The sequence below is a fragment of the Haloplanus sp. HW8-1 genome (genome assembly GCF_023703795.1).
Lineage (GTDB): Archaea > Halobacteriota > Halobacteria > Halobacteriales > Haloferacaceae > Haloplanus > Haloplanus pelagicus.
Genome location: NZ_CP098518.1, coordinates 2,727,800 through 2,747,435, shown reverse-complemented (window position 1 = coordinate 2,747,435; position 19,636 = coordinate 2,727,800). Strand labels below are relative to the sequence as shown.

The following is a 19,636-nucleotide window of genomic DNA, read 5'->3' as shown; positions in this document are numbered from 1 at the left end:
TGAATACAGAGCGCGTATCTTGCACGAAATCCCTGCCAGAAAGAGTTAGCTTGAATCGGTCAGTCCAGAGAGTCCACGTAGCGACGTGAGAAAAGGCCAACATGATTAGAAGATTTTTACAAGAGGGGAAATCTGAGTTTTCCTTATGAATACAAACGACTGTGTACAGTCCAGAGACATTACTTCTACTCGTCGAGGAGCACTCAAAATCGTCGGCAGTGCAATTGGTGCATCAATACTGGCAACTACACCCACAGCAGCACAGAAACCATCCTCGGGCCCTCGCCAACAGTGGGCATTCGATACTGGGGACCGTGTTGTGTCGTCGCCCACGGTAGCCGATGACACCGTTTTCTTTGGGAGTCACGATGAAAATGTCTACGCTGTCAATGCACAGAGTGGAGAGCGAAAGTGGATCTTTGAGACCCGTGGTAAGATTCGATCGTCGCCGACGGTGGCCGATGGCACCGTCTTTATTGGGAGCGGTGACAGCACCCTCTATGCAGTTGATGCTGAGAGTGGCGAACAAAAGTGGAGTTTCCCTTCATCAGTCAGTGTTCAATATCGTTCGAAGCCGGTGGTAGTCGATGACACAGTCTTCGTTTCAAGCGGCTACGACTCGATTTATGCGGTAGATGCCGAGAGTGGTGACAAAAAGTGGAGCATCGGCACCATTTCTACCAATAAATATTCGGCGCCGACAGTGGCTGATGGCACCCTTTTCGTCGGGGGTGGTACCAAACTTTACGCGATTGGTACCGATACCGGATTCCTCGGAGATGCCGGCGAGAAACAGTGGGCCTTTGAATCCGACGAGATGATTTATTCGTCGCCGACGGTAGTTGATGGCACCGTCTTCGTCGGGAGTGCTGACAGCCATCTCTACGCAATTGATGCCGAGAGCGGTGAGAAACAGTGGGCCTTCGAAGCAGCGGGCGCAATCTATTCTTCCCCGACGGTTGCCGATGGAACCGTCTTTGTCGGAAGTGGCACTGATCTCGAAGATGGTCTCGACGTCAGCCTCTATGCGGTCGACGTCAAGAGCGGCGAGCAACAGTGGGCCTTTGAAACTGACAATTTTGTCGAGTCGTCGCCGACGGTGGCTGATGGAACCATCTTCGTCGGGAGTGATGATAAACATCTCTACGCAGTGGACGCCGAGAGTGGGGAGAAACAGTGGGCCTTCGAGACCGGCGATGAAGTTCACTCGTCACCCATCGTCGCCGATGGCACTGTCTTCGTTGGGAGTTGGGATGGCAATCTCTATGCAATTGATGCCGGCGTCAGCGGGTCAAGTGAGGGATCACGTGTTAATGGGCCCTTGGGAACAGCTGATGACGAAACATCGATGGTAGGGCCTGGATTCGGGGTTCTAGGTAGTCTTGCGGCACTTGGGAGTGCAGGTTATCTGTTCGAACGCCGACTAACTGGACAGGAGTCCGAATGAGAAGGAGTCCGGGTCGCGCTCTACCCGCTACTGACTATATTCTCTATATCCGTCAAGCCGTTCATGCGAGATGTTCAGCATGTATCTGATGCGTCGCCGTGGTGACCTACTAGCAGTTCGCAGCTGTGGATCCCACACGGTGAGAGAGGGACAACAAGGGAAACGGCGTTCCAAACGCGTGTTGCCCCCCACAACGAGCGAATGATTACGGGGGTATCGCTCTCAGTCATCAACGAAGGCACGACAGCGGCGACCCGCATTCACAGTATGATTGAACTCCAGACTGCCAGAAATTTATGTTCGGCTCGGCAAAAGTGGAAATATGGGTTTCAGGCAGTCACGCGGTCGAACCCGTTGGCTCAGAATCGTGTAAACTCTGGATGGGCCCTGCCGGATTCGAACCAGCGATCACCCGGTGTCCCATGGCGACGACGCCGCGTCGCAGCCAGTATGAGCCGGGGGCTTTAACCGGACTAAGCTAAGGGCCCGTGCGACGGATGTCGGCGCCCCGGCGTCTTGAACGTGCCGGAGCGATCCGAGGTCGATCGGGTCCCGTCGCTCGGAGACGGCGCACGTGTACCGGCGCTCGGGCACGGGGATGTGGTTCGATCCCGGGGCGTCACTCGGCCGCGCCGGCGCCGGCCGATCAAAACCTTGAGTACGGTCGTCCACGTTAGGTCGGCCAACAGCGGTCGTCGACGGCGTCGGAGCCGCCCCCGTCGACGGCTACCACTGGCGCTGAAACCTGCTCATGACAGATACGCCCGCCTCAAACGTCCTTCTGGTCACCGTCGACTCCCTGCGTGCCGACGCCATTGAACCCTACGGTGGCGAGTACGACACGCCGACGTTCTCCGCCGTCGCTGAGCGCGGGACCGTCTTCGAGAACGCCTTCGCACACGGCAACTGGACGCCGATGTCCTTCCCGTCGATCCTCGCCTCTCGTCCCGTCTTCGCGGATACCGGACGCATCGGCGTCGACGACGTCACCTCCCTCGCCGAGCGAGTGGGCGCGGCGGGCGTCGCCACCGGCGGCTTCAACGCTGCCAACGGATTTCTCACCGAACACTGGGGGTACGACCGAGGATTCGACGTCTTCGAGACGTTCGTCGGCGGCAGTGCGGACGGCCGCGCCGGCGAGTTCGTCGCCGCTCATCCGACGTGGGGGGCGTGGCTCCAGTTGCTCACGTCGCCGTTTCGCCGTGCCGGAAGCTTCCTCCGTGGCGGCGACGACGAGCGCCCCTTTACCGACGCCTCACGGATGCTCGACGTGGAGCGGGGGGCGACGTCGTTCGTCGAGGAAACCGACGAGCCGTTCTTCCTGTGGGTCCACTACATGGACGCTCACACGCCGTACGTCCCCGCTCCCCGGTATCTCCGCGACGTCACCGACCGCCGCGTCGGCAAGGGTCGGATGTTGATCGCTCACGTCCGGACGGGGCTGGGATGGTCGGTCGGCGACCGCACCCTCGACGACCTGCGCACGCTGTATCAGGGCGCGGTACGGCAGGTCGACGCCAGTCTGGGTCGCCTGCTGTCGTCGCTCGACGACGCGGGCGTCGCCGACGACACCGCGGTCGTCGTCGCCGGCGACCACGGCGAGGAGTTCATGGAACACGGCCACCTCGCACACTACCCGAAACTCTACGACGAACTCGTACACGTCCCCCTGTTGATCGACGTTCCGGGGCTCCCCGCTCGGCGGGTGGCCGACCACGTGGGTCTCGACGCCATCGCGCCGACCGTCTGTGACCTCCTCGGCGTGGCGCCCGCGGCGGAGTGGACCGGGAAGAGCCTCCTGCCGACGATCCGTGACGGCGCCAGGCCATCCGACGAACCGGTAGTGACCGTCACCGTCCGCGGCGACGACGTGACCCAGCAACCCATCCCTCGATCACTCGACGAAGGGGATCTGCTGGTGAGCGCCCGCGACAGCGACTGGGTGTACATTCGGAACACGGAGACGGACGCCGAGGAACTGTACGACCGACGCGCCGATCCGGGCCTGCAAGACGACCGGTCGGCCGACGACGACCCGACGACCGTCGCCGCCCGGGACCGCCTCCGCGAGGCCACCCTGGATCACGCGGCGACGCTCGACGCGGTCGATCACGAGGCCCACGAGGGCGACGTCGGCGACGACATCGAGACACGACTGGAAGCGCTGGGATACCGCTAACACCGCCGATGCTCAGGCGCTTCCTGCGGGCGATACTGGTCGGTCCCGAGGCGCCACAGATCCGCCGGTTTTTCGCCGTCGGCGTCGTCGCGGCCGGCTTCCAGACGGCGCTGCTCGGCACGCTCGTCGAGTGGGGGAACGTCCAGTATCTCATCGCGGCGGTCCTCTCCATCGAGACGACCATCATCCTCCAGTACGGGGTGAACAACCGCTGGACGTTCTACGACTCCCGACACGACGGCTGGCGGGAGTACGGTCACGGGCTCCTGCGGACGAACATCGTCCGTGGCTCCGCCATCCCGATCCAGGTGGGCGTGCTGTACGCCCTCGTCTCGGCGGCCACCATCCCCTACCTCGTCGCCAACGGCGTCGGCATCGTCGTCAGCGGGATCTATCGCTACGTTCTCGACTCGCGGTGGACCTGGCAAGGATGACGCGCCGCTCGCGGGCCGGTGTCGGAAGGAGACGCCGTCGCCAGGGCTCGAACCTGGGACCACCTCGTTAACAGCGAGGTGCTCTACCATCTGAGCTACGACGGCTCGGATACTCGTAGTCGAAGTCGCCCCAAAGGGCTTTCGTTTTCACCCGCTCCCGTCGGTCGGTCCCGTGTGACCGACACCCTTTCGCCCGGCCGGACGGATGGCCTCCGTATGAGCGACTTCGAGGCGGTTCTTGCGCGGGTGGCCGAACGCGTGACGCCCACCGCCGCCGAACGGGATCGACTCCGCGAGGCCGTCGACGAGCTGACAGAACGGGTTCGGGACGCCGTCGCCGACCTCCCGGTCGACGCCCGGATCGTCCAGGTCGGCTCGACGGCCCGCGGGACGTGGCTCGCCGACGACCGGGACATCGACCTCTTCGTCTGTTTGCCGCCGGATCTCGACCGCGCCGAACTCGAACGGTACGGCCTCGCCGTCGGCCGGGCGGCGCTCCCCGACGGCCACGAGGAGTACGCCGAACATCCCTACGTCGCCGGCGAGGTCCGCGGCTTCGATGTCGATCTGGTCCCCTGCTACGACGTGGCCGACGCGACGGCCATCCGGTCGGCGGTCGACCGGACGCCCTTCCACGACGCCTACCTGCAGGAACGCCTCGATCCCGACCTGGCGCGCGACGTGCGCCTGTTCAAGGCCTTCCTCTCGGGCATCGGCGCGTACGGGAGCGATCTCCGGACCCGAGGGTTCTCGGGATATCTCGCCGAACTCCTCGTTCTCGCGTCCGACGGATTCGAACCGCTCGTCCGTGCCGCCGCCGACTGGCACCCGCCCGTCCGTCTCGACCCCGCCGACCACGGCACCACGACGTTCGACGACCCACTGGTCGTCGTCGATCCGACCGATCCGGAGCGCAACGTCGCCGCGGTCTGTGCCGCCGAGAACGTGGCGCGCCTCCAGCATTACGCCCGCGAGTTGCTGGCCGACCCCCGCGAGGACCTGTTCGTCCCGACCGAAGCCGACCCCCTCGATCCCGCCGCAGTCAGGGAACACCTCGACCGCCGAGGTACCACTCCCGTGGCGGTCGTCTTCGACGCCCCCGCCCTCGTCGACGACCAGCTCTACCCCCAGTTGCGCAAGTCACTCGACGGGATCGTCGGCGAACTCGACCGCCGAGGCTTCGCCCCGCTTCGCTCCACCACCGTCGCGGACGACCGGGCGGTCCTCCTCGTCGAACTCGCGGTCGACGAACTGCCCACGATTCGACGCCACCGCGGTCCGCCGGTCCACGTCCGGGAGCATGCGACCGGTTTCTACGAGGCCTACGCCGACGCCGACGTGTACGGCCCGTTTCTCGATGCGGACCGCTACGTCGTCGAACGCGACCGCGAGTACACGACGCCCCGGGCACTGCTCGGCGACGACGCGATCTTCGACGTGGCGCTCGGAGCCCACGTCGAAACGGCACTGGAGGAGGGGTACGATCTGCTCGCCGGTGACGACGTGGCCGAACTGGCCGACGAGTTCGGGGTCGCCTTCGCCCGCTACTTCGAGCCGACGCCTTAGAGGTCGTGCCGGGCCCGTACTTCGTCGAGCAGATCGCGGGTGGTGTCGGTCGGGTCGTCGTCGTCCTCGACCGGTGAGCGACCGTCGAACGTCTCGTGGACGGTCGCGATACTCTCCGAGAGCGTGTCGAGCCCGTACCCCCCCTCCAGTACGAACGCGAGGCCGGCGTCGACGGTATCGGCAGTTTCCCGCACCGCGTCGGTGAGGCGACTGTACCCCTCCGTCGAGACGCGCATCCGCGAGATGGGGTCGTGGCGGTGGGCGTCGAACCCCGCACTGACGAGTAGGAGGTCGGGGTCGAAGCGGTCGACCGCGGCTGCGGTCGCCTCCCACGCCAGCAGGTAGTCGGCGTCCCCTGCCCCCGACCCGAGCGGAACGTTGAACGTCGTCCCCTCGCCCGGTCCCGTGCCGGTTTCGTCGACGTCGCCCGTCCCCGGGTACAGCCCCCGTTCGTGGATCGAGGCGTAGAACACGTCACCACGGTCGTAGAAGAGGTCCTGCGTGCCGTTGCCGTGGTGGACGTCCCAGTCGAAGATCGCGACCCGGTCGGCCGCGCCGTCGTCGAGGACCGACTGGGCGGCGACGGCGGCGTTGTTGAAAAAGCAAAAGCCCATGGCGTCGTCGCCGACGGCGTGGTGCCCCGGCGGCCGACCCAGCGAGAAGGGCGTCCGGCGGCCGTCGTCGCCCGCCAGGGCGCGCTCGGCGGCCCACTGGGCGAGGCCCGCACTCGCCAGCGACGCGTCCCAGGTGCCGGCCGAGGCCACGGTGTCGGGATCCCAGTTGCCGCCACCGTCGGCACAGAACGACCGAAGGTCGTCGACGTAGTCGTCGTCGTGGACGGCGGTGACGGCCGCCACCGAGGCGGGGTCGGCATCGACGTACTCCACGCCGTGGCGTCGGGCGAGTTGCTGGCGGATCGCCCGCAATCGGTCGGCGGTCTCCGGGTGGCGTTCCCCGGTGTCGTGTTCGAGACAGGTGTCGGTGTAGCCGAACTGCATCTATTCGAAGAGCGCGAAGTACGTCTCGATGTCCTCGGCCTGGATCGTCCGTCGATCGGCGTGATCCGCGAGCGTCGCCGCCGCGGCTGCGACGTTGTCCGCGTAGTCCTCCAGGATGTCGGCGAGCGCGATCCGTGCGTTCATCGAGACGCGATAGCGCCCGTCGATGTCGAGGCGTGCGATGCGGTCGACCGGGGCGACGGGGAGTTCGAGCGACTCCCTGTCGATCACCTGTTCAACGCCGAAATCGGCGGCCATCAAAGTCTTTCGGCCGTCCGCCGTCGCCCGTTCGGCGGCGTCGACCGCCAGGTCCGCCCCGTGCTCCTGGATGCGTCGGGCGAGTTCCTCCGCCGCACCGGCGCTCACCCGGAGGTCCTCCGCGTTCCGACGGATGATCGTGTCTACCGGGGCGAACGGTAACTCGACGCTCATACCGTGATACCCGTCCGTATCGGGTATAATCCTTTCCGTCGGTCGAACCCCCACTCCGACACTGGATCGCCGCCGGACGGCGCCCCGCCGGCCCGCCGTCGACCTGTCGCCGACGTCCCGAGGGCGGGTCAGTACACCTCGTCCGCGTCGATCCGCCCGCCGTGGATCGGTCCGCGGACGGTCACCTCCTCGCCGAGACGCAGATCGGCGTCGGTGTCGACGCTTCGTGTCTCCGTCCCGTCGTCGAGGACGACCGGATCGCCGGCCTGCACGACCGTTCCCGTGAACTTGACCGTCTCGCCGTCGGCGGGGTCGTCGGAGTCGGTTTCGCCCTCAGCCTCCACGCCGCCGTCGTCGCCGAAGGCGTCGAGTCCGGGGTCGGTACCACCACTGCCACCACTACCACCCGCATCCGTACCCGGTGCGTCCTCGGGTGGGTCGGTGACGGTCACCGTCGACCGCCACCCTGCCGAGGCTTCGAGGTCGTCCTGCCACCCCTCTTGGATCTCGGCATCCGTGACGATCAGATAGTCGGCGAGGTCGACGTCCAAGTCGGCTTTCTCGCCCCAGAGCGCCACCCGGATGTCACCCGTCTCGTCTTTGAGCCGGACGTTCCGGACCTGTCCCTCGCTCCCGTCGTCGCGGTCGAACGTCCGCTTCGGGTCGGTCTCGATGACGCCCCCCGCGAGATCCGCCGTCGCACCGAGTTCGAGGTCGGCGACGGCCGTCGTCTCGGGGTCGTACGCGACGTTGGCGTCGATCTCCTCGACTGCACCCCGCGACCCGACGTGAAGTTCCAGGTCGCCGTCGCGCTCGCGGACGTAGCCATCGACCACCTCGACGCTCGTCCCGGCGTCGAGTTCCGTCGCCCGGTCCGCACGTTCGTCCCACAGCGTCACCCGGATCCGTCCCGTCTCGTCGCCGAGGGTCAGGTTGGCGACCCGGCCCTCCGACCCGTCGTCGCGGTCGAAGGTCCGAACCGAGTCCGTCGCCAAGACCCGCCCCTGGAGGTTCACGTCCGAGAGGCCGAGCGAGAGGTCCTCGACCCGGTAGGTGTCCCGAATCTGAACGTCGACCTCCGCGTCCTCGTCGACTTCGGCTTGATCGACGCTCACTTCGATCCCGCTGTACCCCTCCTGGGGGCGGCCCTTGATCCGGAGTACGTCGCCGACTTCGAGTTCGCCGTCGGCGACCGACTGGGCCATCCGGTCCCAAAAGGAGATGCGGACCTGCCCCGACCCGTCGGCCACGTCGACGTTGATGACGTAGCCCTCGTCGGCACCCTCGCCCCCATCGTCGCCGTCGGCCTCACCGTCGCTATCGCGTTCGAACGTCCGCAGGTCGCCGATCCCGATCACCTTCGCGAGGAACTTCACCTCGTCCATCCCGGGTTCGATGTCGGCCACCCCGCTCACCTCCTCGTCTTCCAGTTCGTGAGCGATGAGCATCGCCGCCGTCTCCTCGTCGGCGAGTCCTCCCATCTGCTCGACCTTGTCGTGGACGGCGGCCTCGAACTCCTCGAACGCCACGTCGGTGTCGAGGTCCTCGTATACGTCCTCGATTACGCCCATCGTACCGTGCATCAGGAGAACCCTCCCGTTAAGCGTTGTCCTTGGTCGAACGCTCCCGCACCGTCTTCCAATTCGTGTCGCCCGTGACTCCCGTTCACGGGCGGGGGTCGTCCCGCCATCGCTTACGAATCTACGGCCATCTCGGCGACCCGCCGTCGGCCCCCCGCCGCGTCGTGGATCACCCGAACCGTCGCGGGCCCGCCGCTCGCCAAGTCGAGTGTCGCCACGTAGCCTCGGTGGACGAGCGCCTCGGTACAGGCGGCGTCAGGCGGGGCGTCCCGCCGCGTGGTGACGATTACTTCAAGCCGGTCGCCCGCGACGGTTGCCGACCCGAAACTGGCGACTGCGCATCCGTTCGGCCCCGTGACACAGCCGGCCACCCGCACGCGCGACGACGACACGTCGACCGTCGCCGTCTCCGGGTCGTCACACCGCCCCGTGTCTCGGAGCGACGCGTCGCTCAGTCGAAGCGGGTCGTCCGTCGGCGCCTCGGCACAGCCGCCGAGCACGACGAACGGTAGCGCCCCGAGCAGGGTCCGTCGGTCCATGCCCCTCCCGTCGGCGGCCGACGACATACCCCTTCGGGAGCCTCAAACGGCCTTTTGTCCCTCGGCGTCGCCGGACCGCGACGGATCGTAACCGTCTTAAGTCGGTCCGAGGTATTGGTGGATGAGTCCTGATAGGGTAGTGGACTATCCTCTTGGCTTGCGGAGCCAGGGACCGGAGTTCAAATCTCCGTCAGGACGTTTCTGCTGACGCTACGACACCGAGCGACAGCGAGGTGTCCGCGTCAGCAGAAACGGGAACACGGAGATTTGAGCAGACGAGTCGCAGCGGCCGAGCGGAGCGAGGCCGACCGTCTCGGCGAGTTCAAATCTCCGTCAGGACGCTCACTTCAGTCGTGACCTGACTTCGTCAGGTCACTCCTTCGTCCGGTCCTGACGTGCCCCACGCTCACTTCGTTCGCGTGGGACTCCGTCAGGACGCTCACTTCGTCGCCGGCGCTCCGCGCCGGCTGCCCGAGGGACCGTCGGTCCCTCGCCGTTCGCGTGCGACTCCGTCGGGGCGTTTCTGCCGACGCGCCCCCGAGAGCGTCGACCCTCACTCCGACCGAGCCCGGCGCTTCCACTCTCGTTCCTGTCGTCGCTCGGCGACGTGCCGTCGTCCGTCCGCGAGGCGGTCGTGGACCCTGTCACCGAAGGCCACTACATCGTCGAGGAACGTTCGCTGGAACGTCTCCAACACGTCGTACGACCACCGCCCAGCAGCCGACTCGTCGTCACACGCCGGCAACACGCCCTGTGGAAGGTACTCGTCGCGCAGGCGGTTCGCCACCTCGTCGTGACCGGCCTCGCGGAGCATCGTCTCGGCGGCCGACAGGTGGTCCATCGCCCGCCCCGTGCTGTGGTGAAAGGAGACGAGGTGACCGTGTGCCCGATGCAGATGTTCGATTCCCAACTCTACCTCGTGGAGCGCCTCGCGTTCGGCCTCGGTCAGTCCGTCCGTGCCGTCCGATACCATGTGCATAAATACCATGCCCCACTATTTGTCGCTTGCGACGGCGCGACTTTAGTGGCTCGGCGCCAACGACGTCGCATGGACGCGGCGCTCCGGGCCGGCATCGCGCTCTACAACGACGGCGAGCATCGTGCCGCCCACGAGCCGTGGGAAGACGTCTGGCTCGGGCTCCCGGACGGAACCGACGACGAGCGGTTCCTCCACGGTCTCGTCCAGTTCACTGCGACGATCCACCACGCCCGGACCCGCAACTGGAGCGGCGCCGCGGGACTCGCGGTGAGCGCCGGTGACTACCTCGACGGGCTGGACTCGCCGTACCGCGGGGTCGCGATCGCCCCGCTTCGGCGGGCACTCACGACGCTCGCGGCCGATCCCGAAGCCGCCGAGCGACGTCGCCCACCGCCGATCCGCCACGAGGGCCACGTGTTGGTCCCCGCGGACCTCGACTTCGAGGCCGTCGCTCCCGCCGCCCGCGCCCTCGCGTCCGAGCACGGCTACGACGAGGAGACGGTCGACGGCGCCGTCTCGCACGCGTGCGACGAGATTGCCGACGGCGACCGGACGCTGTTTACGGGCGCGCTGTTCGAGTTCGTCGCGGCCGACGACGAGACACACCGCGATCTGGTCGCCCGTCGACTGGGCCGCCACGTCGCCCGTCGTGACCGGGAGTTCGACGACGTGGCGGGACTGTTCGACTGACGATCAGAACATCGAGACGGCGTACGCCAGCGACGAGAACACCATCAGGAAGACCAGCACGAGGGCCATGATCTGTTGGCGGTTCATACGAACCCCTCCGGCGTGAGCACCGAGTACCTTTCGACCTCCGACAGGTCGTCAGGCCCCGTCTTTCGGGTCGCCCGCCAGCGTGTACTCCGCGGAGTCGTCCCGTGGCTCGTAGCCCAGCACCTCCTTCGCGCGCTCGATGGAGTAGTACTTGCGCTCGTTGTCGGAGATGCCGTAGACGATTTCGTACCCGTAGTCGGCACGGATACAGCGATCGAAGAGGTGGGCGCAGTCGCGATGTGAGAGCCACATGGCCTGGCCGCGCTCGTAGTTGCGCGGCGGGTGCCCCTCGGTGAGGTTGCCGATCCGGACACACACGACGGAGAGGTCCTCGGCGTCGTGGTAGTAGCGACCGAGCGTCTCGCCGGCGGCCTTGCTCACGCCGTAGAGATTGCCGGGACGCGGGAGTTCCGTCCCGTCGAGGCGGCCGTCGTCGCCGGTGCGGTACATCTCGGGGGTTCGCTCGTCGGTTTCGTACGCGGAGACGGCGTGGTTCGAGGAGGCAAAGGCCACCTTCTCGACGCCCGCCCCGACCGCCGCCTCGAACACCGTCTGCGTGCCGTCGATGTTGTTCGAGAGCACCGAGTTCCAGGGCGCCTCCGGGCGGGGGTCCCCCGCGAGGTGGATCGCGGCGCCGACGCCGTCCATCGCCTCGGCGATGGCGTCGCCGTCGGTCACGTCCGCGACGCGGACGTCGTCGTCGGTCACGCCCGGCGGGAGGCGGTCGCTCGATAGCGGCTCCCGGTCGAGCAGCCGCCACTCGTGGGCCCCGCCGATCCCGTGCAGGATGGCTTGCCCGACGCGCCCGCCCGCGCCAGTCAGTAACACCGGGTCGTCCATTCGCCCGGTACTGGGACGACCGAGACCAAGTAAGGACCGATTCGACGCCGGGCGACAGACATTCCTCCGCGCCGCCCGACCGGTCAGCATGGTCACCGACGCCCAGCGGGCCTGCTTCGAGGCGGGCATCAAGTTCGGCTCGCTCTATCACCAGTTCGCGGGCACACCCGTCTCCCCCGGGAGCGCCGCGAGCCTCGAACGCGCGATGGCCGAGTCCATCGAGAACCAGCCGTTCTGCGAGTCGGTCACCGTCGACGTCGACGAGACGGCCCTGGCCGAGGCGGCCGACGACCACGGCTACGTCGAACTCACCGGCCGGTTCATGGAGGTACGGATGCGGATCGAGTACGAGGGCGTCGTCGTCCGCACGGAGATGGTCATGGCGGACGGCTATCCGCTGATGCGCCCCGTGGCCGTCGAATAGCGGCCGTTCGCGCCTCGACGGTCGCCGTTTCACTTTCACTTTCGGGCATGCGTTTAACTCACACGCCGCCGAACCGACGGCTATGAGTCAGACGACGCTCGGCGACGACGAACTCTTCGGCGAAGCTGCGGCGGAGATGCGCGCGGACGTGGAGGAACACCTCACGGCGGCACGAGCGGAACTCCCCGAGGCCGACGAGGTCTGGGAGACCGACGCCGACAACGTCCTCGGCGTCCTCAACGGCCTCCGATCGGCGCTGGACGTCGGCGAGGCGGAGGAACATCTCCGGCAGGCGAAGAAGTGGTACACGATGGGCGAGCGCGCCGACGCCTTCGAGGACGCCGCCGACCTCGCGGCCGCCATCGAGGATCTGGAGTCGCTGATCGGGACGATCCGGACGGCCCACGACAACGTGAGCGACCTCACGAACGCGGTGCCGGAACTCCGGGGGACGCTGGAGGAACTGGACGAGGACGAAGACTGACATCCTCCCACGACTGAAGTCGTGGGGTTCCACGGTCACAGACCGTGCCCACGACGGAGAGGTTCCCCACTCGCGTCGTTCGGTGGGGTTGTGGGCCGTGCCAGTCCGGCCCCCGACTCGGATAGCGGGCTTCATCTACCGCCGCGCTGGCGTGCATATCCTTACCCAAGACTCGGTAGCACAACCGACGATACGAACCGTGGTAGTTGTTTCGGCTGTTGTCGGATTCATCCCACGGCTGAAGCCGTGGGCTTTCTCCTTGAACCGCTGTAACTACCGCTCCGCCGTCAGGTCGCGGTCGGCCACCGCCGTCAGCAACCGGTCCAGCGAGGCAGCCGCCAGATCCAGCAGTTCGTCGCCCAGGTCCGCGTCGCCCCCACCCGGATCGCCGACGACGCCGCTATCGGTGAACTCAGCGGTGTCGTGGGCGAGGTTCGTCCTCGTCCCCGACACCCAGTCACCCCACGTCTCGCTCGCGCCCTCGCGGGCCGCCTCGATCCGATCCTCCCGAACCAGTTCGGGGTGGGTCGCGCGCAACAGCGCGGTCTCCAGTGGCCCGCCGTGTCCCATCTCCGACCCGTGGTCGCCGACCGCCTCGAACCACGTGAACGGGACGGCGTAGGCGTCGTCGTGGCGGGAGACCGTCGCGGTCACCTCGCCCAGCGCGGGGACGTTTCCCCCGTGCCCGTTGACGACGACCACCCGATCCATGCCGTGGTGGGCGAGGCTGCCGATCACGTCCCGGACGTAACTCCGGAAGGTGTCGGGCGACACCCAGAGCGTCCCTGCGAAATCGCGGTGTTCCTCCGCGACGCCGACGGGGACCGTGGGCGCGACGGCCACCTCGCCATCGTACCGTGCCGCGCCCGCCTCGGCGACCGTCTCGGCGTGGAGGGCGTCGGTTCCCAGCGGTGCGTGCGGGCCGTGCTGTTCGGTGCTGCCGACCGGGAGGACCGCGAGGTCGGCGTCGGCGTCCCGGACGTCCGTCCAGGTGGCGTCGGTGAGGTGCATACCACCCGTCCGGGCCGGAGGGGTTTCAAGCCTAGTCGTCGCCGTCGCCGACCGTCGGTCGGCCGCCTGCGGCGTCGCGGTCCTCGCCGTCGACGTCCGCCCGCGCCCCTCGCCGGGTCGCTCGCTCGACGAACTCCTCGGGCAGATCGTCGATCTCCCCCGCCTGCACACCCCAGAGGCTGGCGTAGAGGCCGTCCTCGGCGAGCAGATCCTCGTGGGTGCCCCGCTCCCGCACCTGGCCGTCGTCGAGGACGACGATCCGGTCGGCGTCTTTCACCGTCGAGAGCCGGTGGGCGATGACGAACGTCGTCCGGTCGGCGGTCAGCCGATCGAGCGACCGCTGGATCAGCATCTCCGTCTCCGTGTCCACGTCGCTGGTCGCCTCGTCGAGGATCAGGATCTCGGGATCCTTGAGCATCGCCCGCGCGATGGTGAGGCGCTGGCGCTGGCCGCCGGACAGTTTCACGCCCCGCTCACCCACCATGGTGTCGTAGCCCTCGGGCAGGTTCGTGACGAACTCGTGGGCCTCCGCGGCCTTGGCGGCCGCGACGATCTCCGCCTCGTCGGCGTCGAACGTGCCGTACGTGATGTTCTCGCGGACGGTTCCATAGAAGAGGAACGTCTCCTGGCTGACGTAGCCGATGGCGTCCCGGAGGCTCGTTATGGTCACGTCGCTGATGTCCTCGTCGTCGATCCTGATCGCCCCCTCGTCGACGTCGTACATCCGGAGGAGGAGCTTCAATGCGGTCGACTTTCCGGCCCCGGTGGGACCGACCAGCGCGAGGGTGTCACCGCCCTCGGCGGTAAGGGAGACGCCGTCGAGGATCGTCTCGTCGTCGTAGCCGAAGGTCACGTCGTTGTACTCGACGTGGCCCTCGGTGACGACCAACTCCCCGGCGTCAGGGCGTTCGTCGATCCCGGCGTTCTCGTCCATCAGCCCGAAGATGCGGGCGGCGGAGGCGTAGGCCCGCTGGTACATGTTGATGATCTGCCCGAACTGCGCCATCGGCCAGATGAACCGCTGGGTGTAGAGGATGAAGGAGACGAACTCGCCGGGGCGCAGGGTCCCGGTGAAGATCCAGGGCCCCTCGCCGCGGAACACCCAGAGGCCGCCGATGGTGAACGTGAGCGCGAAGCCGAGGCCCGCGAGTACACGGAGCCCCGGGAAGAACTTGATCCGGGTCTCGATGGCGTCCCAGTTGGCGTCGAAGTAGTCGCCCGAGACGTCCTCGACCCGGTCGGCCTCGTATCCTTCGGTGTTGCTCGTCTTGATGACCTGGATGCCGCCGAGGTTGTTCTCCAGTCGGGAGTTGACCTGCCCGACCGTCGAGCGGACGTCGGCGTACTTCGGCTGGATGTTCTCGACGAAGCGGTAGGTGAAGCCGGCGATCAGTGGGACGGGCAGGAGTGCGACGACGGCCAGTTGTGGGTTCATCCAGAACAGCAGGGCGGCGATGCCGACGACCATCACACCGAGGCGGAACGCGGAGTTCAGCCCGTCGTTGAGAAAGCGCTCCAGTCGGTTCACGTCGTTCGAGAGCACCGACATCATCTCGCCGGTCTGCTTGTCGGCGAAAAACGTCATGTTGAGCCGCTGCATCGCGTCGTAGGTGTCCGTCCGGATGGCGTGCTGGACGTGCTGGGCGAAGCGGTTCCAGCCCCAGTTGCGCACCCAGTGTAGTCCCGCCCCGCCCAGAAACGAGAACAGGACGACGCCGACGATGAGCCAGAACTGCGCCTCGGGGTCGGTCGGGAGCCACGCGTTCGGCACCAGCGGGAGGTCGAAGGGTCCCTCGTCGAGGAAGATGGCGTCGACGGCGATACCGAGCAGGAGCGGCGGCAGGAGGTCGAGCAGCCGAGCGAGGAGGCTAGCGCCGACGCCGAGGCCGAACAGGCCCGACCGCTCCCGACCGTACTCGGCGAACAGTCGCCGCATCGGGTTCGCGGTCCGCTCCCGCTGTGCCTCGAAGGGGTCGTCGTCCGCGGGGACGTCCATCGGTCTCATTCGGGGGCGAGCGGGCAAAAGGCTGACCCGCCGGGATAGGCTCCCCGTAGTCGTCGACGGAGATACCCCCGATACCAGGGCTGTTGCCGACCTGTGCCGAGCGGCGGAGTATGCCGGGCGCCGAGAGGGACCTCGGAGCCGAGACCGACGAGGAGCTCGACGGACAGGCGGGATACGATCGATGAAGCCGGATGAGTGATTCGGACCTCGTTCGCGAAACTGCAGGGCTGTTCCGAGGGGACTGCCGACGAGGTGGACGAACGGACCGAGCAGATCGAGGACAGCGACCGCGCCGTCGAGAACCTGGTCGCGGAGCTACAGCGACCGTCCCTCGACCGCCGGATCGATTCCCGCCGCGTCGAGGTCCACCCGGACCCGCTCCCGGAGGGGGTCCGGGACCGTCCCCCGCCCCACCGGCACCGCCGTCTCCCCGTCGCCTTTCACCTTCCAGTAGAGGACGCAGTCACTCGGCGCGTAGTACTCGACGGCGTACCGCTCGCCCTCGCCACGGTAGTGGACGCGCGCCGCGAACTCCTCCGCACGCCAGCCCTCGCGTTCGGCGAGTGTCTCGACCGCGGTCGGCGTCCCGCTCATGGCCGCGCTTCGGCGTCGACGGGGGTGGGGCTTTCGATCACGCGCCGTCGACCCGCAACCGGTCGCCCACGTCGACGCCCGTGCGGTTCGTGTAGCCCATCGGCACCTCGAGGACGTACTTCGCCCGGCCCGTGTACTCCGTCAGGTCGCCGTCCGACTCGACCGGAGCGTGATGGATCGTCGTGATCGTCCCGTCGGCCGCCACGAACACCATATCGAGCGGGAAGTCCATGTTCCGCATCACGAACGAGCGGCCGTCCTCGCCGTCGAAGACGAACAGCATCCCCCGTCCGGGTTCGAGCGCCGAGGTGTCGCTCAGCCCCACGTAGCGTTTGGTGAACGTGTCGGCTACCCAGACGTCGACGGTCGCCAGACGCGTTCCGTTCTCGTCGCGGAGGGTGACCGTCCTCGTCTCGTAGCCGCTGCCCGGAGTCGAAACCGGGGTGTCCGCGGTGGTCGCTCCGGCGGTCGTGGCGGGGTCGGTCGTCGACGTGGCCGTCGACTCCACGCTCGTTCCCATCCCCGCACAGCCCGCGAGCCCCACGAGAACGACGAGGAGGCCGACCTCGAGAACCGTCACACGGCGAGGCATAGTGGAGGAACCGGCCGCGCGAGGGTAAGCGTTTCGCGGGCGGAGACAGAAACCGTTATTCGGCCGGGGACGATACGTCCGGCGAGGGCTCGTGGTCTAGTTGGTTATGACGCGGCCTTTACAAGGCCGAGGTCGGTGGTTCGAATCCGCCCGAGCCCATACGGATTTTGCGAGGAGCCGAACGGCGAGTCACAACATCCGCCCACTACCGTCACTCCGCGGCGACCCGGTCGGCCTGCACCTCGGATACGAAATCGAGGAAGTTGTCGAACAGTCGCTTGCATCCGGCGGCAGCGCGATAGTTCTCTTCGTTGATCCCGTCGAGCACCTCTTGGATGCGCGCCGCCGACAGTTGGCCGTCCTTGCCTTTCGTCACCGACCGCGCCATCGCCATGTCGTACTCGGGGTGGAACTGGACGGCGAACACGTCTCCCTTGCGGAATCCGTGGATGCCGTAGTCGTTCGCCGCGAACACCGTCGCCCCCGGCGGCGCCTCGGCGACACGATCGGAGTGACTGGTGAAGACGGTGAACGTCTCGTCGACGCCGTCGAGCAGTCGGTTCCGAGCCACCTGTTCGACGGTGCGGTAGCCGATCTCGTACTCGTCCATGCCGACGACCCGGCCACCCATGACGTCCGCGAGGAGTTGGTGGCCATAACAGACGCCGAGACCGGGCATACCGGCCTCGATTGCGCCGCTGGTCCAGGTTTTGAGCCGGCCGATCCACTCCCGGTCCCAGTAGACCGACGCCCGGGAGCCGGTGACGACGAAGCCGTCGTAGTGGAAGCCGGCGGGAAAATCGCCGGCGGGACAGTGGAACTCATCGAGGTCCGCGTCGAGTTCCCGGTGGAAGTTCCGCCCGGTCTCGGTCGCTTCGTGAGCCGCGTTCAACAGGGCGATCCGTGGCCGCTTCATCGGTTTCTCGGACGGGATCCGCGTACAAAACGTGTGTGACTTCGTCACTGTTTGCCGGTGCCCACGACGGCCGTCGTCCGCCGCCCGCCCGGAGCGATCAGTCCGCATGGATCGGCCTCCCTTGGCGGGCGTCCTCGGGCGTGAGCGCGCCGTCGTCGAACGCCCCAGTCAGTGGCTCGTAGGTACCGACGTCGAACCCCATACGGACGAGGTAGGTACGGGCTGCATCCGACGCCAGCCCATCCCGGATCGCCGCCTCGACGTTCCTGCGATAGTCAATACCATCCATGATCACACGATACGGCGCTCGATACAAAAAGCCATGGCTGGATAGTGCATAGATTTCTCAAATATCTGGACGAATCGATCAAAGTATTCGATGTGTCTACCTGAATAGTGTCTCCAGCGGCATCTGAATCGACGGATGGCTGATTCGCCGATTACGCCGCCCGCGCCGTCGCCGACGCCTCTTCGGTCCCCTCGGGTACGTCGACGGAGAAGGTGACGCGCTTTCGCTCGTCGGCCTCGAAGGACTCGGTCTTGCTCTCGTCGAGGAGGACGGTCCCCTCGCCGTCGAGGAGTTCGAGAGTCACCTCGACGTCGCCGGCGGCGCCGTCGTTCCGGACGACGACGAACACGTCGGTCTCGCCGAACAGGGCGTCGATGCCGCCGTCTATCTCCGTCTCGACGACGGTCGGGTCGGGCGAGGCGAGGGCGCCACACCCGGCCAGTCCGGTCGCCAGAGCGACGCTCAACCCGCTCACGACCGTCCGTCTGGAAGGCATACCTCGCGTTGCGGCCCGGGCGATAAGGGCCTTCTGGCCTCACAACAGCCGGACCAGCGAGTTCTCCACCTCGCCGGCGACGGTGACGAACCGCCCCTCGCGGCGGAACGCCTCGATGGGCTGGCCGACGTGACGCGTCCGGATCTCCTCCTCGACGGCCGTGCGGTCGATGGTCGCGTCCGGCGGCAGGACGTACGTGCGCTCGGCCCGCGAGGTCGACTCCTCCACGTCGAGTCGCCGTCCCGTGGCGACGGCCTCGCTCAGGGGGTAGTCCTCGTCCGCGGGTTCGAGTTCGCGTCCAGTCACGTAGTCGGCCGTGCCGAAGTGTTCGACGAGGGCCGCGAGTCCCGCGTCCTCGTCGGTGCGCACGTCGCCGCCCGCGCGTTGCTCGATGGCCGTCGCCAGTGGATCCGTCGCCGACGCGTCGGCGCCGATGCTCACGAACACGTCGGGATGGAGCCCGACGACGCGGACCTGTCCCTCGGCGGTCCGGATGAAGCGCTGCAGGTCGGCGACGGAGCCGGCGGCCGTGAAGCCGGCGTCGGCGAGGGCGGGACGGAGCGCCGCGGGGTCGAACGAGCCCCCGACGACCCGGTAGGACTCGTTGGCGACCCGCGAGTGGTTCACCGTGAGCACAACGTCGATGGCTGCCACCGGCACTTCGAACCCGAAGTACGTCGTCGTCCGCTGGCGCCAGTACTCATCCAACGACGCCGCGAACCCCTCGCTGGCGTCGGCTCGCACCGCCGACAGCGAGAGGTGAGTGAACTCGTAGACGTGCGGCGTGACGGGCGTGGGCGCGACCAGCCACGAGCGGTAGGGGGCGAGTGACCGGTCGGTCGGCGCGGGAGTCGCGGCGGGGGTCGCGGCGGGGGTCGCCGAGTGGGTCACGGATCGGGTCGTGGCGGGGGGTGCCGTCGGTGTCGTGGTGGCCGTCCCCTCCGACGTCGTCGCCGACTCCGAGCACCCGGCGAGGGCGCTCGTCGCGGCCGAGAGCGCCGCGAGCGAGCCACGGAGATACGCACGCCGGTGCATCGCCCGGCGTTGGGCTCCG

The 19,636-nt window shown here is 67.2% G+C and carries 21 protein-coding genes and 4 tRNA genes; 9 read left to right on the top strand and 16 right to left on the bottom strand.

Annotated elements, in window-relative coordinates; all coding sequences use genetic code 11:
* Window positions 1-145 precede the first annotated feature (145 nt).
* Window positions 146-1,447 carry an outer membrane protein assembly factor BamB family protein gene (locus NBT82_RS14395; RefSeq protein WP_251328799.1) on the top strand — a complete coding sequence of 434 codons (1,302 nt, stop codon included), beginning with the start codon at window positions 146-148 and terminating at the stop codon, window positions 1,445-1,447.
* A 381-nt stretch (window positions 1,448-1,828) separates the two neighbouring features.
* Here NBT82_RS14395 and NBT82_RS14390 read toward each other — a convergent pair.
* Window positions 1,829-1,935, bottom strand: a tRNA-Ile gene (locus NBT82_RS14390).
* A 263-nt stretch (window positions 1,936-2,198) separates the two neighbouring features.
* Here NBT82_RS14390 and NBT82_RS14385 point away from each other — a divergent pair.
* Together NBT82_RS14385 and NBT82_RS14380 are read left to right on the top strand one after the other, a co-directional pair.
* The gene (locus NBT82_RS14385) at window positions 2,199-3,626 is read left to right on the top strand and encodes a sulfatase family protein (protein WP_251328798.1); all 1,428 of its coding nucleotides are present in this window, start codon (window positions 2,199-2,201) and stop codon (window positions 3,624-3,626) included.
* An 8-nt stretch (window positions 3,627-3,634) separates the two neighbouring features.
* Window positions 3,635-4,060 (top strand): GtrA family protein, encoded by a 426-nt coding sequence (locus NBT82_RS14380; protein WP_251328797.1) that lies wholly within the window; start codon window positions 3,635-3,637, stop codon window positions 4,058-4,060.
* Window positions 4,061-4,092: 32 nt separating this feature from the next.
* On the opposite strand, the gene NBT82_RS14375 is transcribed toward NBT82_RS14380, so the two are convergent.
* Window positions 4,093-4,165: transfer RNA gene (locus NBT82_RS14375), tRNA-Asn, on the bottom strand.
* 111 nt (window positions 4,166-4,276) lie between these two features.
* On the opposite strand from NBT82_RS14375, the gene cca reads away from it, so the two are divergent.
* Window positions 4,277-5,626 (top strand): CCA tRNA nucleotidyltransferase, encoded by a 1,350-nt coding sequence (gene cca, locus NBT82_RS14370; RefSeq protein ID WP_251328796.1) that lies wholly within the window; start codon window positions 4,277-4,279, stop codon window positions 5,624-5,626.
* Here the strand turns inward: cca and NBT82_RS14365 are convergent.
* The 4 genes from NBT82_RS14365 to NBT82_RS14350 all read right to left on the bottom strand — a co-directional run bounded on the left by NBT82_RS14365 (window position 5,623) and on the right by NBT82_RS14350 (window position 9,175).
* Window positions 5,623-6,624: a histone deacetylase family protein gene (locus NBT82_RS14365; protein ID WP_251328795.1), complete on the bottom strand. Its 1,002-nt coding sequence runs from the start codon at window positions 6,622-6,624 to the stop codon at window positions 5,623-5,625. The genes cca and NBT82_RS14365 overlap by 4 nt on opposite strands.
* Complete coding sequence (locus NBT82_RS14360) at window positions 6,625-7,056, bottom strand: histone family protein (RefSeq protein ID WP_251328794.1); 432 nt, start codon at window positions 7,054-7,056, stop codon at window positions 6,625-6,627.
* A gap of 128 nt (window positions 7,057-7,184) precedes the next feature.
* Entirely contained in the window at window positions 7,185-8,627 is a 1,443-nt protein-coding gene (locus tag NBT82_RS14355) for a single-stranded DNA binding protein (protein WP_251328793.1), read from the bottom strand.
* 122 nt (window positions 8,628-8,749) lie between these two features.
* Window positions 8,750-9,175: a hypothetical protein gene (locus tag NBT82_RS14350; protein WP_251328792.1), complete on the bottom strand. Its 426-nt coding sequence runs from the start codon at window positions 9,173-9,175 to the stop codon at window positions 8,750-8,752.
* A 125-nt stretch (window positions 9,176-9,300) separates the two neighbouring features.
* On the opposite strand from NBT82_RS14350, the gene NBT82_RS14345 reads away from it, so the two are divergent.
* A tRNA-Arg gene (locus NBT82_RS14345) sits at window positions 9,301-9,373 on the top strand.
* Window positions 9,374-9,728: 355 nt separating this feature from the next.
* Here NBT82_RS14345 and NBT82_RS14340 read toward each other — a convergent pair.
* On the bottom strand, window positions 9,729-10,148 hold the full coding sequence (locus NBT82_RS14340; RefSeq protein ID WP_251328791.1) for a hypothetical protein: 420 nt from the start codon (window positions 10,146-10,148) through the stop codon (window positions 9,729-9,731).
* A 75-nt stretch (window positions 10,149-10,223) separates the two neighbouring features.
* Between NBT82_RS14340 and NBT82_RS14335 the strand changes: the two genes are divergently transcribed.
* Window positions 10,224-10,844, top strand: coding sequence for a DUF309 domain-containing protein (locus NBT82_RS14335; RefSeq protein ID WP_251328790.1), 621 nt, complete (start codon window positions 10,224-10,226; stop codon window positions 10,842-10,844).
* A gap of 138 nt (window positions 10,845-10,982) precedes the next feature.
* Here the strand turns inward: NBT82_RS14335 and azf are convergent, their stop codons facing one another.
* Window positions 10,983-11,771: an NAD-dependent glucose-6-phosphate dehydrogenase Azf gene (azf, locus tag NBT82_RS14330; RefSeq protein ID WP_251328789.1), complete on the bottom strand. Its 789-nt coding sequence runs from the start codon at window positions 11,769-11,771 to the stop codon at window positions 10,983-10,985.
* A gap of 88 nt (window positions 11,772-11,859) precedes the next feature.
* On the opposite strand from azf, the gene NBT82_RS14325 reads away from it, so the two are divergent.
* A complete protein-coding gene (locus tag NBT82_RS14325) occupies window positions 11,860-12,195 on the top strand; it encodes a dihydroneopterin aldolase family protein (protein WP_251328788.1) in 336 nt (111 codons plus the stop codon).
* An 82-nt stretch (window positions 12,196-12,277) separates the two neighbouring features.
* Window positions 12,278-12,679 carry a DUF5790 family protein gene (locus tag NBT82_RS14320; RefSeq protein ID WP_251328787.1) on the top strand — a complete coding sequence of 134 codons (402 nt, stop codon included), beginning with the start codon at window positions 12,278-12,280 and terminating at the stop codon, window positions 12,677-12,679.
* A gap of 273 nt (window positions 12,680-12,952) precedes the next feature.
* Here NBT82_RS14320 and NBT82_RS14315 read toward each other — a convergent pair whose 3' ends face one another.
* From NBT82_RS14315 to NBT82_RS14300, 4 genes are all read right to left on the bottom strand, one after another.
* Window positions 12,953-13,690, bottom strand: a complete 738-nt coding sequence (locus NBT82_RS14315; RefSeq protein WP_251328786.1) for a creatininase family protein — start codon at window positions 13,688-13,690, stop codon at window positions 12,953-12,955.
* Between the two features lie 31 nt (window positions 13,691-13,721).
* The gene (locus NBT82_RS14310; RefSeq protein WP_345780652.1) at window positions 13,722-15,686 is read right to left on the bottom strand and encodes an ABC transporter ATP-binding protein; all 1,965 of its coding nucleotides are present in this window, start codon (window positions 15,684-15,686) and stop codon (window positions 13,722-13,724) included.
* Between the two features lie 324 nt (window positions 15,687-16,010).
* Window positions 16,011-16,289: a DUF7538 family protein gene (locus NBT82_RS14305; protein ID WP_251328784.1), complete on the bottom strand. Its 279-nt coding sequence runs from the start codon at window positions 16,287-16,289 to the stop codon at window positions 16,011-16,013.
* Window positions 16,290-16,326: 37 nt separating this feature from the next.
* The gene (locus tag NBT82_RS14300) at window positions 16,327-16,881 is read right to left on the bottom strand and encodes a DUF192 domain-containing protein (RefSeq protein WP_251328783.1); all 555 of its coding nucleotides are present in this window, start codon (window positions 16,879-16,881) and stop codon (window positions 16,327-16,329) included.
* 85 nt (window positions 16,882-16,966) lie between these two features.
* Here NBT82_RS14300 and NBT82_RS14295 point away from each other — a divergent pair.
* A tRNA-Val gene (locus NBT82_RS14295) sits at window positions 16,967-17,040 on the top strand.
* Between the two features lie 52 nt (window positions 17,041-17,092).
* Here NBT82_RS14295 and NBT82_RS14290 read toward each other — a convergent pair.
* The 4 genes from NBT82_RS14290 to NBT82_RS14275 all read right to left on the bottom strand — a co-directional run bounded on the left by NBT82_RS14290 (window position 17,093) and on the right by NBT82_RS14275 (window position 19,617).
* Window positions 17,093-17,797 carry a type 1 glutamine amidotransferase gene (locus tag NBT82_RS14290; protein WP_251328782.1) on the bottom strand — a complete coding sequence of 235 codons (705 nt, stop codon included), beginning with the start codon at window positions 17,795-17,797 and terminating at the stop codon, window positions 17,093-17,095.
* A gap of 97 nt (window positions 17,798-17,894) precedes the next feature.
* The gene (locus NBT82_RS14285; RefSeq protein ID WP_251328781.1) at window positions 17,895-18,086 is read right to left on the bottom strand and encodes a hypothetical protein; all 192 of its coding nucleotides are present in this window, start codon (window positions 18,084-18,086) and stop codon (window positions 17,895-17,897) included.
* Window positions 18,087-18,237: 151 nt separating this feature from the next.
* Complete coding sequence (locus tag NBT82_RS14280) at window positions 18,238-18,582, bottom strand: hypothetical protein (protein WP_251328780.1); 345 nt, start codon at window positions 18,580-18,582, stop codon at window positions 18,238-18,240.
* Between the two features lie 39 nt (window positions 18,583-18,621).
* Window positions 18,622-19,617, bottom strand: coding sequence for a hypothetical protein (locus NBT82_RS14275; protein ID WP_251328779.1), 996 nt, complete (start codon window positions 19,615-19,617; stop codon window positions 18,622-18,624).
* Window positions 19,618-19,636: the final 19 nt, after the last annotated feature.

Coding starts and splice junctions, on each gene's coding strand:
- NBT82_RS14340 (WP_251328791.1), bottom strand. CDS start 10,148: ATGGTATCGGACGGCACGGACGGACTGACCGAGGCCGAACGCGAGGCG.
- NBT82_RS14290 (WP_251328782.1), bottom strand. CDS start 17,797: ATGAAGCGGCCACGGATCGCCCTGTTGAACGCGGCTCACGAAGCGACC.
- NBT82_RS14285 (WP_251328781.1), bottom strand. CDS start 18,086: ATGGATGGTATTGACTATCGCAGGAACGTCGAGGCGGCGATCCGGGAT.
- cca (WP_251328796.1), top strand. CDS start 4,277: ATGAGCGACTTCGAGGCGGTTCTTGCGCGGGTGGCCGAACGCGTGACG.
- NBT82_RS14310 (WP_345780652.1), bottom strand. CDS start 15,686: ATGGACGTCCCCGCGGACGACGACCCCTTCGAGGCACAGCGGGAGCGG.
- NBT82_RS14315 (WP_251328786.1), bottom strand. CDS start 13,690: ATGCACCTCACCGACGCCACCTGGACGGACGTCCGGGACGCCGACGCC.
- NBT82_RS14380 (WP_251328797.1), top strand. CDS start 3,635: ATGCTCAGGCGCTTCCTGCGGGCGATACTGGTCGGTCCCGAGGCGCCA.
- NBT82_RS14350 (WP_251328792.1), bottom strand. CDS start 9,175: ATGGACCGACGGACCCTGCTCGGGGCGCTACCGTTCGTCGTGCTCGGC.
- NBT82_RS14365 (WP_251328795.1), bottom strand. CDS start 6,624: ATGCAGTTCGGCTACACCGACACCTGTCTCGAACACGACACCGGGGAA.
- NBT82_RS14395 (WP_251328799.1), top strand. CDS start 146: ATGAATACAAACGACTGTGTACAGTCCAGAGACATTACTTCTACTCGT.
- azf (WP_251328789.1), bottom strand. CDS start 11,771: ATGGACGACCCGGTGTTACTGACTGGCGCGGGCGGGCGCGTCGGGCAA.
- NBT82_RS14325 (WP_251328788.1), top strand. CDS start 11,860: ATGGTCACCGACGCCCAGCGGGCCTGCTTCGAGGCGGGCATCAAGTTC.
- NBT82_RS14360 (WP_251328794.1), bottom strand. CDS start 7,056: ATGAGCGTCGAGTTACCGTTCGCCCCGGTAGACACGATCATCCGTCGG.
- NBT82_RS14280 (WP_251328780.1), bottom strand. CDS start 18,582: ATGCCTTCCAGACGGACGGTCGTGAGCGGGTTGAGCGTCGCTCTGGCG.
- NBT82_RS14305 (WP_251328784.1), bottom strand. CDS start 16,289: ATGAGCGGGACGCCGACCGCGGTCGAGACACTCGCCGAACGCGAGGGC.
- NBT82_RS14335 (WP_251328790.1), top strand. CDS start 10,224: ATGGACGCGGCGCTCCGGGCCGGCATCGCGCTCTACAACGACGGCGAG.
- NBT82_RS14385 (WP_251328798.1), top strand. CDS start 2,199: ATGACAGATACGCCCGCCTCAAACGTCCTTCTGGTCACCGTCGACTCC.
- NBT82_RS14355 (WP_251328793.1), bottom strand. CDS start 8,627: ATGGGCGTAATCGAGGACGTATACGAGGACCTCGACACCGACGTGGCG.
- NBT82_RS14300 (WP_251328783.1), bottom strand. CDS start 16,881: ATGCCTCGCCGTGTGACGGTTCTCGAGGTCGGCCTCCTCGTCGTTCTC.
- NBT82_RS14275 (WP_251328779.1), bottom strand. CDS start 19,617: ATGCACCGGCGTGCGTATCTCCGTGGCTCGCTCGCGGCGCTCTCGGCC.
- NBT82_RS14320 (WP_251328787.1), top strand. CDS start 12,278: ATGAGTCAGACGACGCTCGGCGACGACGAACTCTTCGGCGAAGCTGCG.